At 68.9% G+C, this 14,654-nt stretch carries 10 protein-coding genes; 3 read left to right on the forward strand and 7 right to left on the reverse strand.

Translation table 11 applies throughout. From position 1 onward, the window contains the following. Positions 1-59 precede the first annotated feature (59 nt). The 3 genes from MF406_RS07545 (at position 60) to MF406_RS07555 (ending at position 3,823) form a co-directional block, all read left to right on the forward strand. On the forward strand, positions 60-1,637 hold the full coding sequence (locus MF406_RS07545) for an MFS transporter (protein ID WP_242897343.1): 1,578 nt from the start codon (positions 60-62) through the stop codon (positions 1,635-1,637). Next, positions 1,637-1,885, forward strand: coding sequence for a hypothetical protein (locus MF406_RS07550; RefSeq protein WP_242897345.1), 249 nt, complete (start codon positions 1,637-1,639; stop codon positions 1,883-1,885). Before MF406_RS07545 ends, MF406_RS07550 begins: the two co-directional genes overlap by 1 nt. Before the next feature lie 324 nt (positions 1,886-2,209). Beyond that, positions 2,210-3,823: an ABC-F family ATP-binding cassette domain-containing protein gene (locus MF406_RS07555; protein ID WP_242897346.1), complete on the forward strand. Its 1,614-nt coding sequence runs from the start codon at positions 2,210-2,212 to the stop codon at positions 3,821-3,823. Here MF406_RS07555 and MF406_RS07560 read toward each other — a convergent pair. From MF406_RS07560 to MF406_RS07590, 7 genes are all read right to left on the reverse strand, one after another. Further along, positions 3,796-4,872, reverse strand: a complete 1,077-nt coding sequence (locus MF406_RS07560) for an SURF1 family protein (protein WP_242897348.1) — start codon at positions 4,870-4,872, stop codon at positions 3,796-3,798. The genes MF406_RS07555 and MF406_RS07560 overlap by 28 nt on opposite strands. After that, positions 4,869-5,108: a hypothetical protein gene (locus MF406_RS07565; protein WP_242897350.1), complete on the reverse strand. Its 240-nt coding sequence runs from the start codon at positions 5,106-5,108 to the stop codon at positions 4,869-4,871. Before MF406_RS07565 ends, MF406_RS07560 begins: the two co-directional genes overlap by 4 nt. Next, on the reverse strand, positions 5,105-5,437 hold the full coding sequence (locus MF406_RS07570) for a DUF3099 domain-containing protein (protein ID WP_242897351.1): 333 nt from the start codon (positions 5,435-5,437) through the stop codon (positions 5,105-5,107). Before MF406_RS07570 ends, MF406_RS07565 begins: the two co-directional genes overlap by 4 nt. Before the next feature lie 934 nt (positions 5,438-6,371). Then, positions 6,372-6,776: a hypothetical protein gene (locus MF406_RS07575; RefSeq protein WP_242897352.1), complete on the reverse strand. Its 405-nt coding sequence runs from the start codon at positions 6,774-6,776 to the stop codon at positions 6,372-6,374. Positions 6,777-7,041: 265 nt separating this feature from the next. Further along, positions 7,042-9,099 (reverse strand): protease Lon-related BREX system protein BrxL, encoded by a 2,058-nt coding sequence (brxL, locus tag MF406_RS07580; RefSeq protein WP_242897353.1) that lies wholly within the window; start codon positions 9,097-9,099, stop codon positions 7,042-7,044. Further along, a complete protein-coding gene (pglZ, locus tag MF406_RS07585; RefSeq protein WP_242897355.1) occupies positions 9,096-11,429 on the reverse strand; it encodes a BREX-1 system phosphatase PglZ type B in 2,334 nt (777 codons plus the stop codon). Before pglZ ends, brxL begins: the two co-directional genes overlap by 4 nt. Beyond that, positions 11,426-14,653 carry a BREX-1 system adenine-specific DNA-methyltransferase PglX gene (locus MF406_RS07590; RefSeq protein WP_242897356.1) on the reverse strand — a complete coding sequence of 1,076 codons (3,228 nt, stop codon included), beginning with the start codon at positions 14,651-14,653 and terminating at the stop codon, positions 11,426-11,428. The genes pglZ and MF406_RS07590 overlap by 4 nt, the downstream gene beginning before the upstream one ends. Position 14,654 lies beyond the last annotated feature (1 nt).

The raw sequence follows: 14,654 nt of genomic DNA on the forward strand, positions 1-14,654 counted from the left end.
GCGACACTTGTCGCCAAGTCGGACCCCCATCAGAGATGCTGCGGGAAGGGAGCGACGACATGGTTCAGGCAAGACAGCTCCGCACGATCGAGACGGCCATCCCGGCGCGCATGGACCGCCTGCCGTGGTCCAGCTGGCACTGGATGGTGGTCGTCGGCCTGGGCACCGTGTGGATCCTCGACGGGCTGGCCGTCACCATCGTGGGCGCCCTCGGTGGCCGGCTCACGGAACAGGGCAGCGGGCTCGAGCTCACCGCCACCCAGATCGGTGCCACCGGGTCCGCCTACATCGTGGGCGCGTGCCTCGGGGCGCTGTACTTCGGGCGGCTCGCCGACCGGCTCGGCCGCAAGAAGCTGTTCATGATCACGCTCGCGGTGTTCCTCGTCGGGAGCGTGCTCACCGCCTTCTCGATGAACTTCTGGTGGTTCATCGCCATGCGGTTCGTCACCGGCGCCGGCGTGGGCGGGGAGTACTCCGCGATCCACTCCGCCGTCGACGAGCTCATCCCCGCCCGGGTCCGCGGCGCCGTGGACCTCATCATCGGCGGCTCGTACTGGATCGGCACCATCCTGGGGTCGCTGGCATCCGTCCTCCTGCTCAACCCCGAGTGGTTCCCCCTCAACATCGGCTGGCGGTTGGCCTTCGGGCTCGCCTTCGTCATGGGGTTCGCCATCCTGCTCGTGCGCCGGCACGTGCCGGAGAGCCCCCGCTGGCTGTTCCTCCACGGGTACGAGGGCGAGGCCGAGCGTGTGACCGCGGAGATCGAGCGCCAGGTGGTGGAGTCCACCGGGCAGGAGCTCATCCCGCCCCGGCGGACCATCCGCATCAAGCAGCGCCCGCCCATGGGCATCGGCGAGATCGCCGGCGTCGTGTTCCGGATGTACCCGAAGCGCACGTTCGTCTCCCTCGCCCTGTTCACCGGCCAGGCGTTCCTCTACAACGCGATCTTCTTCACCTACGCGCTCGTGCTGACCGAGATCTACGGCGTCGCCGCCTCGAACGTCGGCTGGTACCTCATCCCGTTCGCCGTGGGGAACTTCCTCGGCCCGTTGCTGCTCGGGCGGTTCTTCGACACGATCGGCCGCAAGCCGATGATCGCGGGCACCTACATCCTCTCCGGCGTCCTGCTCGTGATCACCGGCGTCCTGTTCCAGAACGGCACCCTCGACGCGATGACCCAGACTGTCGCGTGGTGCATCATCTTCTTCTTCGCCTCCGCCGGGGCCAGCGCCGCGTACCTGACGGTCTCCGAGATCTTCCCGATGGAGACCCGCGCGATGGCCATCGCGTTCTTCTACGCCACCGGCACCATCGTCGGTGGCTTCGGCGGCCCGCTGCTGTTCGGTGCGCTCATCCAGAGCGGTGAGCCTAGCCAGATCTTCATCGGCTACGTCGTGGGCGCCGCCGTGATGATCCTCGGCGGCATCATCCAGGCGACCATGGGCGTCGAGGCCGCCCAGCGGGACCTGGAGGACATCGCGCCGCCGCTGTCGGCCACCGAGGAAGAGCTCAGCGAGCCGGGCGAGGAGGCCGACCCGTACACGCTCGGCCGGGGCCAGGCGCGCGGCGAGGCGCACACCGAGCCGGGCACCGACCCGACCGAGACCCCGCGGCACCGGACACCTGGAGGTGAATGATGAGCCCGGCATACTCGCCCTTCCTCGGGACCTCGTCGGAGGACGCGGACGAGAACGAGTGGTGGCTCAGGCGCGAGATCAACCTGATCCAGAACCTCCTAAAGGAGGAAGGGGAGCAGGACCAGAAGTACATCGGGGACAAGCTCGGCCAGAAGTACTGGGGGCCCATGCGGTTCCGCCACGCGCTCAAGGCCGGCGTGCAGCGCGGGGCGTTCCGCAAGGTCGGGCGCAACAGGTACGCCCTCTGAACCCTCGCGCGCCGAGTCCCCGGCAGCGGCGGGCGTCCCGACGGTGCCCGCCGCCGCCCGGTGCGCGCCGCACATGGTTACCGGTGCCGCGGGTCAGGCCTGCCCGCGCGCCGTGCCCGCGTGCTCTGCCCGCGTGCTCTGCCCGCGCGCCGTGCCCGCGTGCTCTGCCCGCGCGCCCTGCTGCCCGGCGCCTGGCTCCGCTGGTCCGCCGGCGCCCCCGTACGGCGGTGTGACGAAATAGAGCTATGGCCGGGCGAGGGGCGGCCGTAAACTGGAGCCTGCGCCGTCGCGCCCGCCCCCACCACCCTGCCGAGGTACACCCCTGTGATCACCGCCCACGACGTCTCCCTGCGCATCGGGGCCCGTGAGCTGCTCCACGGGGCCAGCTTCCGCATCGACGCCGGGATGCGGATCGGCCTGGTCGGCCGCAACGGCGCCGGCAAGACCACCCTGACCAAGCTCCTCGCCGGCGAGGACGGGACCTCCGACGTCGTCCAGCACACCGGCCAGATCACCCGCACCGGCGAGATCGGCTACCTGCCGCAGGACCCGCGCACCGGCGACCTGGACCAGCTGGCCCGGGACCGGGTCCTCTCCGCCCGCGGCATCGACACCCTGCAGCGCCGCATTCGCAAGGCCGAGGAGCAGATGGCCACCGCCACCGGCGCCAAGCAGGCCAAGGCGATGGACAAGTACGTCCGCCTCGACGCCGAGTTCACCGCCTCCGGCGGCTGGGCCGCCCAGGCCGAGGCCGCCCGCATCACCGCCGCGCTCGGCCTGCCCGGCCGGGTCCTCGACCAGCCCCTGCACACCCTCTCCGGCGGCCAGCGCCGGCGGGTCGAGCTCGCTCGGATCCTCTTCGCCGGGGCCGGCACCCTGCTGCTGGACGAGCCGACCAACCACCTCGACCACGACTCGATCCTCTGGCTGCGCGACTACCTCAAGACCTACCCGGGCGGCTTCGTCGTCATCAGCCACGACGTCGAGCTGCTGCGCGAGACCGTCACCCACGTGTGGCACCTCGACGCCAACCGTGCGGTGCTCGACGTGTACAGCATGGGCTGGGACGCCTACCTCAAGCAGCGCGAGGCTGACGAGCAGCGGCGCCGGCGGGAGCGGGCCAACGCCGAGAAGAAGGCCGGGCAGCTGATGGCCCAGGCGGACAAGATGCGCGCCAAGGCCACCAAGGCCGTGGCCGCGCAGAACATGGCCCGCCGTGCCGAGCGGATGCTCTCCGGCCTGGAGGAGACCCGCCGCGTCGACAAGGTCGCCCACCTGCGCTTCCCCGACCCCGCGCCGTGCGGGAAGACCCCGCTCATGGCCGAGGGGCTGAGCAAGTCCTATGGGTCGCTCGAGGTCTTCACCGGCGTGGACCTGGCCATCGACCGCGGGTCCCGGGTGGTCATCCTCGGCCTCAACGGCGCGGGCAAGACGACGCTGCTGCGCATCCTCGGCGGCGTGGAGCAGCCGGACACCGGCGCGGTGATCCCCGGCCACGGGCTCAAGGTCGGCTACTACGCCCAGGAGCACGAGACCCTCGACCTGGACCGCACGGTTGTGGAGAACCTCCGCTCGGCCGCCCCGGACCTGGACGACACCGGGGTGCGCAGCGTCCTCGGCTCCTTCCTGTTCTCCGGGGAGGACGCCGACAAGCCCGCGCACGTCCTCTCCGGCGGGGAGAAGACCCGCCTGGCGCTGGCCGTCCTCGTGGTCTCCTCCGCCAACGTCCTGCTCCTGGACGAGCCGACGAACAACCTCGACCCGGCCAGCCGGGCGGAGATCCTCGCCGCGCTGCGCTCGTTCGCCGGCGCCGTCGTCCTGGTCACCCACGACGAGGGGGCGGTCGACGCCCTGCAGCCCGAGCGGGTCCTCCTCCTGCCCGAGGCGGACGAGGACCTGTGGCGCGAGGACTACCTCGAGCTGGTCACGCTCGCCTGACCCGGCAGGGCCGGCGGGTCCGGGCGGCCGGGTGGGTCCTCCGGCGCCGGGCCGGGCGGCGCGCCGTCGACGGCGGCCCGGCGCCGCGCGTCGCCAGCCTCGCCGTCGACGGCGGCCGGCCGCCGCCCGCCGTCGTCCCCGGTCCCGCCGGCCGTCCCGGGCCGCTGACCGCTCCCGCCTGCCCCGCCGCCGGCGTCGAGCTGGGCGTCGACCAGGGCGTCCTCCTCCGCCTCGGCGCTGCCCCGGGCCCGCGGCGCCGGGCCCCCCGCCTCCTCCGCCGCCTCCCGGCGGGCCAGCACCACCAGCGCGCCGACCGCGGCCACCGCGAAGAACCACCACTGCAGCGCGTAGGAGAAGTTCATCCCATAGTTGAACGAGGGCCGGCCGTACCCGCCCAGCCCGTCGGTGCCCGGCTGGCCCCCGGCCGCCACCACGTGCCCGTCCAGCACCGGCGCGCCGTCGAGGTCGGCCGACGGGCTCACCGCCGCGGCGCCGGCGAGCACCTGCCCGGGCTCGAGGGTGTACACCTGCCCCGGCGGCGGGTCCCGGTCGAAGGGCTCCTCGGCCACCCGCAGCCGCCCGGTGAGCGTGACCTCCCCGGCCGGCGCGGGCGGCAGCTCGGCGCGGTCGGCCTCGGCGGCCTCGGCCGGCAGCCAGCCGCGGTCGACGACGACGAGCACCGGGCCGCCGTCGGCGTCGGCCAGGAACGGGGTGACCACGTGCACCGCCGGGTTCCCCCCGACGGGGCGGTTGCGCAGCAGCACGGTGGCGTCGGGCAGGTACCGGCCGGTCAGCGCCACCTGCTGCCACTCCTGCGCGGCGGTGACCGGCCCGGTGGGGGAGGGCAGCGCCGCCGCCAGCGGGCGGGCGGGCGCGTCGTAGACGGCCTCGACCTGCCGGGCGCTGGCGGAGCGGTCCTCGTAGCGGTGCCACTGCCAGCGGCCGAGGAAGACGCAGGCGACAGCGACGGCGAGCAGGACGGCCACCAGCCCCAGCCACCGGCGGGTGCACAGGAAGGCGTAGCGGCCGGCCGCGGGCGGTGCGCTCACCCGTGCGTCTCGTCGAGGTCGGCCACGCCGATGACGTCCCGCCGGAAGGACCGGGCGGCGAGGAAGTCGGCGAGGTGCTGGCGGTGCTCGGGGCAGGCCAGCCAGACCTTGCGCCGGTCCGCGGTGTGCAGCCGCGGGTTGTTCCACAGCAGCGCGTGCACGGCGGGGTTCGGGCAGCCCTTGGCGCTGCAGCGCAGGTCGGCGGGGGCGGGATCCAGGGCCACGTCCAGGCTCACCTGAGGTACTCCGTCTTCGGGTCGTAGGGCAGCTGGCGCTCGGGCGGGAGGGCGGCGGCCGTCGCGCCGTCGTGCAGCGCGGGGGCCCCGGTGGGGCGCTCGCGGCCGGCGTTGGCCACCAGCACGGCCAGGGCCGGCAGGATGAGTGCCCCGGCCACGCAGACCCACTTCCAGGCCCCCGGCACCACGATGATCAGCAGGAAGCAGCCGGTGCGGATGCCCATGGACACCAGGTAGCGGACCATCCGGTCGTGGACGTCCTCGGACAGCGCCCGCTGGACCGAGGTGATCGCATACACCTGCGACCCGCGGCCCCGCCGTGCCCTCATCGCTCCAGGCTACGCCGGGCCTGCCGTCCCAGGCCTGTCCAGGCACCTGCGGAAGGTAACTGCTCAGCTGGTCTGTGGGGGTAGGGCGTGGCGGCTTGGCCTGCGGCGATGGGTGGGCACGGTGGGTGTTGGCCGGCATCCATTCCGGTGCTGGTGGCCGTGTCTTCCCCCTGGGCGGTCGTGATGGGGAGTCATTCGGCGTCCGAGCGCTCGTTTGCGCGCCGAGGTCGCTCGGCTGCGCGCGCAGCTGGCCGAGCGGGACCTGCTGATCGCGGCGCTGAGCGAGAAGATCGCCGAGCTGGAAGGCCGGATCGGTCAGAATCCGCGGAACAGCCATCGCCCTCCTGATCCGCGTCATCGAGAACACCACCGGGGACACCTGGCGCAACACCCGCCCCGAGCTCGACCGCCTCCACCTGGTCACCCTGGCCACCCCCGAGGGCAAGGTCGCCCAGCGCACCACCCTCACCCCCGGCCAGAAGACTATCTTCAAGACCCTCGACCTGACCGAACCACGCCGGTTCTACGACTTCACCACCCCCAGCACCAACGCCCGCTAGACCAGGGCGGCCCCCCGGGGCAGCCGAGCGTGTAGTAACACGCCCCACCCACGCCCCAGCGCCACCTTTCCGCACCACCACGCCAAAAACCGCCAACCCGTGTGCTCACCACCTGCGGAAGGCCGGCCAGAACGCGTCACTAAGCCGCCGCCTCAGGCCGATTCCGCGCCACGGCCCTCCCGCCTAACTGAGTGGCATTGGCCCCCGGCGGTCTGCGCGGGCCTCAAAGCTCGGCGAGGTCGGTTGAAGCGCCGAGCGTTTCGATGAGTGGGTAGACGGTCGAGTCCCGGGGGAAGCGAGTCAGGAGCGTCGTTGAGCCGGAGATCAGTCCCTGCGTCGCTTCGTCAACCCGATCGTGGACGCCTCTGAGAGCGCTATTTACGTGATTGAACAGCGAGAGCACGGCGGGCACGTAAACGTATTCCAGGTCGTCGTCGACGTGAAAGTTCACCGCTGGCTATCGAAGATTGACATCCGAGTGAACGGGCCACGCCCTGCTCTCCCGCCCAGACCAGAGTCTTGGCGTCCGCCCCGACGATGTACTCGACCTTTGCGGACTGAAGCACATCCTCCTCAACCACGATGTCTCCAAGGATGGTGTCTGCGGTACGGCTGCCGGCGAGGGACTTGAAAATCCGCGAGTAGCCGGTCTTGCCCGTGCGGTTCTCTCCAAGCTGGATCGCCATCCCGGCGTGTGGCTCGATGACCGAGCCAGGAACGATCGCGTTGACGCCGGTCACATCCGAGAAACTTTGTGACGACCAGCGGTAGTTCGGCATCGTCCTCTGTGGTGACCACCGCAAGCTCGGGTTCCTTGTCCAAGGCGCCGCTCGTCGAGGCCCTTCTCCTGGCGAAAGAGGGCATACACCGCATCGAGATCACCATCCGACAGCGCGAGGCCGGTGCTGAGTACATGCCAAACCACCGACCGCACCCACTCGTCCTGCTGATTCGCCCATGCCGCGAGCACCTCCCGCGGCTCGGGTGCGCTTGCGCCATTCGGGGAATCCACAGTCCCCGGATCCTCCGCTTCCGCCCCAGTGCTCACTCGTCGAGCGCCTTCACTAGGGCGTCCTGGGCGTCGCTGTAGAAGATGAAGGAGACCTTCGTGGCGACCTCGTCGCTGACGTCCAGGAGTTGACGGCGTGCGGACACTGGCAGCAGAAGGCCCGTCGCGCCCTTCTCCATCGCGTGCTCGGCGAGCTGCGCGGCGTTGAGCACAGTCTCGACGCCACCGCCGAGCGAGAGGTTGCCGACGGCGATCAGACCACCGCGGACCGATCGCTGGAGCATCGCCGAGGCAAGCGCAAGAAGGATCGGGAGGCCGAGGCCGGCGCCGGTCCTGGCAGCGTCAAGCGCGCGGACCTGGGCGGTGAGGTTGTGTTCCCGCGGGTCGCGGTCGCCGACGAGCTGCCGCGCCTGGGCGATGAGGTTCTGATCGGCGACCTTGAAGCTCTCGCGAAGTGCGGCGGGCGCGGCCTGGTTGAGTAGCCCTCGCGCACCCGAGCCCGGTGTGTCGGCCGCCTCGATCCGGTAGAGCCCCGGCCCGACGTCGCCGCTACCTTCGGAGATCGCCCACACTTGGCCCGGGGGCAGCGGGTCGAGGCCGATCGAGTCAGGGCTCGCCAACTCAGGGGTGGACACGAACTGCTCGACGCCCTCACCGAGGCGGTAGCCGAACTGCGTGTTGCGGAACTCGGCTGCGCCGATACGGCGCTGCTGTTCCTTGACGCGACGGCGGCACTCCAGGGCGATGCGCACCGCCCATTCGAGGTCCTCGTCGGAGATCGCGGCTTCGGCGTCGGGATACAGGAGCTTGAGCAGGCCATCGACCGTCTTGTTGACGGCCGACAGGTCTCGGCCCGACAATGCGTCGGAGTAGTTGACCCGCCCCTGGATCGACGCGAGGCGCGACTGGTCACGAAGGCGCGACCAGCACTCGGAGAGGAAGTCGCTGACGAGTCCGAAGTGGTGCGTGAAGTACGTCGGGTTGAGCTTCGGGACGTCCCAGCCGGGCAGGTAGGCATGGATGCGATCCATGAACGCGGTGTCGTCGCGCATCTCTGGCGGCAGGGGCGAGAGCAAATGTCCGATGCGCTGCTGGTGGGCGACGTCGACGTCGAAGTTGCCGACGAGCACGATCGAGCCGTCGGCGCGGATGGATTCACGGCCGCGGGAGAACTCGCCCGACTCCATGTAGCCCTTCATGATGTTGACGCCGTCTTTCTGGTCGAAAGAGACGCCCGAGACTTCGTCGAAGCACACGACGTCGTACTGGGCGACGAGGCCGCGCTGGCCGGTGGCGTTATTGACGAACATCCGGGCGACGGTCGCCTTGCCTCCCGAGATCAGGTGAGCGTACGGCGACACCTGCTGAAACAGGTGCGACTTACCGGTTCCGCGCGGTCCCAGTTCGACCATGTTGAAGTTCCGCTGCACGAACGGGACCATGCGAAGCAGCAGGACGTCCTGTTCGCGCTCGCTGAGCTGTCCGGGCTCGAAGCCCACCGACCGAAGCAGGAGATGCTTCCACTGTTCGGTCGTGAACCGTGAGCGGCCTTCGGCAAGACGCGAGAGCGAGTCGCGGGTCGACAACTGGATGGGGCGAAGCGAGCCGATAGCGAAGGGCTTGCCGTTGTTTTCCTCGGCGATCGCGGCGTCGTAGAACAGGTCGACCTCGGCATAGAAGCCGCCAGTGAGCATCCGCTCGTTATCGCGGACGACGCCGTCGTCGATTCGCACGTCGCGAAGCCCGAGGCTGGGCAGTTCGGCGACGTAGGCGTTCGACTTCGCGTCGAGGCGGGCCTTGACGAGGTCGATGAGCTTGATGGTCATGCGCTCGCGGGCACGCGACTTGAACAGTTCCTCCTCGCCGGCCCGCACGGTGCGGTCGGCGAGGAGGCGTCGCACGACCTGGAGCCCCTCATCGATCTCCTCGGGATCGGTCGTGGCGCAGTAACGGCCGATCAGGAACTCGCCCACATACGTTGGGACGGGATATGCGCCCTTGAACTGCTGGGCGAGATCCTTGCGGACGACGTACCCCTCGAACGCCGAGGCTGCGGTCTCGTCGATCTCGTCGATCATGATCGCCTCGGTCATTCCGTACCTCCCACCGTGGTTTGCGTTTGGGTGAGAACCCCGCCCTTCGAGTCGAGAAGCACAACCCAGGCGGTCGCCCCAGCAGGGGCTTGCTCCTCATTGACGAGCACCTTGACCTCGCCAGGCTCTGTGGGCGGTTTGGAGCCACCGACGGCGCTCGACGCGTCGGCAGGTCGGAGCCGAATCTCGGCGAGGACCTCGGCCTCGGTGGGCCCGTAGTCGATGCGGCATCGCTGCCCGGTCCACCGGACGGCCTCGATCTGAACGGGGGCCACCAGGGTGTCACCGCGCGTCACTGTGACAACGGGGATCACGCACTCCTGGAGGCTCAGCCCACCGTGCTCGTACAGACGACCCGCCTCGAATGCCGCGGCCCCTGGTGCACTCACCATGTCGACCGACGAGTTCCACGTCCAGGGCAGGACCGGGAAGTCGGGGTGCGCCGCGGCAGCCTTCAGCCGGGCCACCCGGGGCTTGCGGGCCGCGTCACCCTCGGTGACCTGCAACGGCAGCGTCACCTTCTGCGCTGCCAGTCCGGGCAGGAGGAACCCGTGATCGGTGACGATAACGACGTTCCGCCAGCCTGCGTCGATGAGCCCGCGCACGCGTTCGGCGACGAGGTCGAGCTGCTGGTCGACAAGGTCAGCGAGAGCATGCCCATGGGAGTGCCCGAGTGAGTCGATCGAGTTCGTTTGCGTCCACGCCTTGCCGGTCGGATCTCCGACCTCGGCGGCGTCCCACTCCAGGAACTGAACGTTCGCGCTTGTGAGTGCCGAGCGCAGGACCGCGCCCTTGAGGGAGCGGCCTTGATCGTCAGCCGCATCGAATGCCGCGCCACCACCCGCGGTGATCGCGATGGGAGCGACCGCCGGCTGCCCGGTCGGCGTGACGCTGGGGAATGCGGCCAGCCGCGTCTCGACGGCGGCGACGAGCGGCGACAACCGCCGAGCCATGCGTGTGGCAAGGTCGAAGCGCAGCGCGTCGACATAGACGACGGCGGTTCCCGCGTCGATGTCGAGGCCCGTTACGCCGGGGTAGCCCGCTGCCGCGGCCCTCTGGAATGCTCGCGCTGACTCGTCGACCCACGAGTCGTAGAGCGCGCCGAGCGCCGATGCGACTGCGACCCGGTCTTGTGCGGTTTTGGCTGACGCGATAGCCCGCAGAGCGAGGTCGTCGACCATGTGGCCTTCATCGCCGTACCAAGTGACCTGGTCCTTGAGGTCTGAGGCCAACGGCGCGGTAGCAACGCGATCGGCCAGTTCGGCCAGGTGCCCGACGGCCCGCGCGAGCGGCGCCTGTCCGAGTGCGGCCCAGACGTTGTCTTCCCGCGCCGAGTGTGCTACGGCGAGTTCCACGATGCGTCCGCGCGGGTCTTGATAGGTCGCGAGCCCACCAAGCGCAGTCCGCAACGCCTCTTCCTGGTCGCGATTCCACGAGGGCCAGGAGTCAGGGTGCGGGTCCGTGTCTCCGAAGAGCGGCACGACAGAGGGACGCGCCTGGTCGAGAAGGCTCGGGATGTTCGGGTAACGCGCGGGGTTCTCGGCGAACCGCTGCCAGACCGCGTTCCACTCCCCGGCGCGGCTTCCGAGCTTGCTGGCCGCGGTGAGCGGGCCGTCCTTGTCGGGGCTGAAGCCGTAGGTGTCCTTGCAGGACGCGACGAGTGCCTTCCACCGCACTCCGGTGAGCGAGGCTCGCGCGGCCTCGGGATCGTCCATCCAGTTGAGGAGGGTGCGGACGTGGTCGTCGAGGACGAGGTGCCGCAGCCGGGAAGAGTCGAGCCGACCCCTGCGTTTGAGGTCGTCGACGTCTTCGAGTAAGAGCTTGTCGAGCACTTCTCCAAGGGCCGCCTTCGTTGCGGCGTCCCCCGCGAGGTCGAGCCCGGCACCCTGCTTGGATGCGAGGAACGAGTGCGGCGCCCACAGTGTCTGTCCGAGCGCGGACGGCCACCAGTTGGAGCGAACCGCGATCTCGGCGAGGGGCGCAAGCGAGTCGTCAAGTGCGGACGCCTCGGCGACGGAACCTCGGCTGACGCCGGGCAGGTAGATCACCCACGGGTTGCGCTCATCCCGCGGTGCGAGGTGGGCCGGGAGTTCGGCTGACTCGGGGGCCGCGAGCACGGCTCGGAGCCAGACCGTCGGTCCTTGCGCGGCCTCGGGGTCGTACTCGCCGAGGATGAGGATGGGCACCGCCTCCTGGAGGCTGCGGATCACCGGCTCCCAGGCGCGGTCAGGGTCGGCCCACAGGACGGCCGCAGGGGCAGAGCTTGCCCCTGCGTTGAAATTGGCGGCGTCCCGAAGAGCCTTGGCAACGACGGCGCCGACGAGCGTCATCCGGCAGCCTCCGCCTCGCGCCGGGCCGCTCGGCGCTCTTCGAGCGTCGGGTGCAGATCGTTGTGCCGCTCCGATCGATCAGGGTTCGTGCCGGGGTCCTTACGCCAGTGGAGGCCGACTTTCGAGCGGAGCACGCCGGCAGTCACAAATGGTCGAATGTTGAGGCGCACGCCGTCATCGACATCGGGCTCCCACCCGATGGGCTGTTGCGCCATCTGCTTCCACCGAACGTAGATGTCGTATGGTGGTGCCCCTTCGAGGATGAGCTTGAGCCTGCGCTGGAGCTCCTCCGCTGCTGCCAGGCGAGCATCAGCGCCTGCCCGTTCCGCGCGCGCCTCGTGCTTCTGCCGGTCAATCCAGGCACCGAGGGACGTGAAGGCCAACTTCTCCAGCGTGCGCCGGTTGAGCTTGTGATAGTTGACGATCGCTGAGAATCCGTCCTTGCGACCGTCCCAGACGTGCCAAAGGAAAGGCCGCCTGTCGAAAACCTTCACATGCTGTGCGAAGAACGAGTCGCGGAGCCAGTCCTCCAGCCGCCCGTTCTTACCACCGGCCCCGACCACCAATCGTCTCTCAGTGGCACTCGACCACTCCTCGCCGTACGCAACGGCAAAGAGTTCTCGGAGTCGCGTAGCAAGGTCAGGCTCGGCTGGCAGCGACTGAAGCGACGCGATGCCGTCACTGTCAGCGAACAGATCCAGACCGTCGGCGGGCTGATCGGGCCAGCGATACCCGAGCAGGCGCGCCACAGCCACCTGCAACGGATGATCGGAGATCGGGATTTCTCCCTTAAACAGCCACTGGTAGGGAGCAGTAGTCCGAACGTCCCCTAGAGCAGCGGGCGCCGGAGTAGAAACAACCAGTTTATCCCAGGCGTCCTTGTCGACGCGCACAGCGGCGATCGTCCCGCCGGTCACGCTGGGACCTGAGTCAATCTCATCGATCCACTCGCTTAAGCTGGGGTCCGAGAAGAGGGCCCAGAGTGCACCCAGGTGAGCGGGATCGCGCGGTATGAATCCAACTGAGTTATCCGCATAGATCTCGCCCTCGTATCGTGTCACCGGGTTGGCGCCGACGCGCGAGACGAGGACGCCTTGCTTCCCCCAAAATGACTGGCCGCGCAGCCACGACCGCACACCCTTCTCTCCGAGACGATCAACGAGAAACTGCATAAATGCGCCGGCCCCATCGTCCCACTTCAGAACCGTTGAACGACCGGTCGTCGCGCCTGTTGCTTCTGGCGAACGCAGGTAATTCTCCCATCCCGACGGATTGCTTCCGGACGCAACCTCCCAGAACTTGCGTGTAAAGCGCTCGTTGTCGCCAGTTTGAACACCCATCGAGAACTCAGCGATCTCTCCGATCGTGAGCGAACTCTCGCTCTCGGAGAAAGAGATCCTTTGTCCTCGGCTTGCGAGCGCGTCAATGGCGGCTACGCGTCCAAGCTTCGCAGTCCGGAGAGCGTAGGCCTTGTCAGCGGCAGACCGGTGGAGCAATGTATCTAGCGTCGCGAACTCACGCGACCCCGGGGCGGTGACGAGCAGGATCGGCTGAACGACCTGCCCCGAGATGCCCGGAAATGCTCCGTCGCCAAGTCGAGCAACCAGGCGAATTCGACACCTCTCCAACAACCTCACCCTAAGCGAGCGCATGCCGGACTGTGATGTGAGCGACTGCGGCAGCACACACGCTACGGAACGCGCACTCCTCTCAAGCCGATCCAAAAACGTGATGGCTAGGTCCCCGGACGCATCCGCGTGATGAAGTTTCACATACGCAGCAAGGCCGTCGTCTTCGCGCCCCTTTCCGAGCCAGGGAGGATTCGTAACCGCAAGCGTGAACTCCCGAGCGAGTAGCCTCGCGGCCTCAACCACATCACCAGCGGTCAACCCAAGAACAGTGCGCTCTCCGCTCTCGAAAGCGAGAGCGCTCGCGAGCAGTTCCCTCAACTGATCTTCGGAGACGCTGATCGCCATGTCCGTACCGAAGAGTGCCATCCCCTCAACCCCAGCGCGCGGGTCGATCAGCGACCCAAGCGTGTCGGCGTTGCGGAACAGCGTGTGGAGGCGAGCCATTGCCTTGCGCAGCTCGGCGTCTTCACCGGCGAGGTCTTCCCACTCTGCGCGGCCGCCTCGTACGGGTATGCCGGAGCATGCGATCTGGGGCGCAGGAAGGTCTCGGAATCCACCCTGCTTCCACGCTTCGAGTGCGACGTTGAACGTGGCAATCTGTGTGCAGCGCGGGTCGAGCTCGAGACCGTGCAGGTTCTCGCGGAGCACCGCGTCCTGCGCGTCGGCCGGCGTGAGGCCCTCCTCTTCCGCGCGCATGCGCCAAAGCATTCCGAACATCGCGACGAGGAAGTGACCGGATCCGCAGCACGGGTCGACAACAGTGACCTCGGCAGCGGTCGCCGGCCACTCATCAAAGGCGCCGGCGGCTGGGGTGCCGTCGTCGAGCCTGCGCAAGTACTCCCACCCGTCGATGAGGGGCGAGTCAGGATGGCAGGCGGCCCACCATGCTCCGAGGGAGCTCTCCAGAAGGAACCGCACCATGTAGTTCTCTGTGAACAACTGCGTGACGGGCGAAAGGTCGGCACCGCCGATCTTGACGCCGGAGTCGTTAACCCTCTTCTTCTCTGCCGTCTGCCAGAACTGGTAGACCCAGCCGAGCGCGTCCTCCGTCGTGAACACCTCGGCCGGAATCTCCAGCAGGAGGCGCTCCAGCGCGTTGCGGTGTTCGGCTGCGAACCGGACTTGGACCGCAGGGTCGTTGAGGCGGAACACGCCAGGCAGGATCTCCGACGCGAACCGCGCGGCAACGGCCCACGCGTCGGGCTCGTCAAGGTCGGATGCGAGATCGCCGCAGTCCTCCAGGGACAACGGGATGTCGCGGTACTCCGGATGCCGAAGGAGACCGTTGACTTCCAGGAAGCGGGCGAACAGCAAGCGATGCCACTGCTCGTAGGCCACGTCGTGGATCAAGTTGGTGAGCAGCGCACCCGCACGTGCGGTGTCATCGCCGAGCTGCCGCGCTTTGTCGCGCAACTCGAGGCGGAGCTTGTTCTGCTCGTCGCTCAGGTAGCCCGGACGGCTCGGCTCGCTGACCGCGAGTGCGCGTAGGGCGTCCTCGGCCGCTCGCTGTGCCGCCTCGCGGGCGCGTTGCGTCTGCGTATCGAGGAAGCGCCGTTGGTCAGAGTTCAGGACGGTGTTCGTTGCCGTAGTCACG

Origin of the sequence: Georgenia sp. TF02-10, assembly GCF_022759505.1 — a bacterium.
GTDB lineage: Bacteria > Actinomycetota > Actinomycetes > Actinomycetales > Actinomycetaceae > TF02-10.

Coding starts and splice junctions, on each gene's coding strand:
- MF406_RS07575 (WP_242897352.1), bottom strand. CDS start 6,776: ATGCCGAACTACCGCTGGTCGTCACAAAGTTTCTCGGATGTGACCGGC.
- brxL (WP_242897353.1), bottom strand. CDS start 9,099: ATGACCGAGGCGATCATGATCGACGAGATCGACGAGACCGCAGCCTCG.
- MF406_RS07570 (WP_242897351.1), bottom strand. CDS start 5,437: ATGAGGGCACGGCGGGGCCGCGGGTCGCAGGTGTATGCGATCACCTCG.
- MF406_RS07550 (WP_242897345.1), top strand. CDS start 1,637: ATGAGCCCGGCATACTCGCCCTTCCTCGGGACCTCGTCGGAGGACGCG.
- pglZ (WP_242897355.1), bottom strand. CDS start 11,429: ATGACGCTCGTCGGCGCCGTCGTTGCCAAGGCTCTTCGGGACGCCGCC.
- MF406_RS07545 (WP_242897343.1), top strand. CDS start 60: ATGGTTCAGGCAAGACAGCTCCGCACGATCGAGACGGCCATCCCGGCG.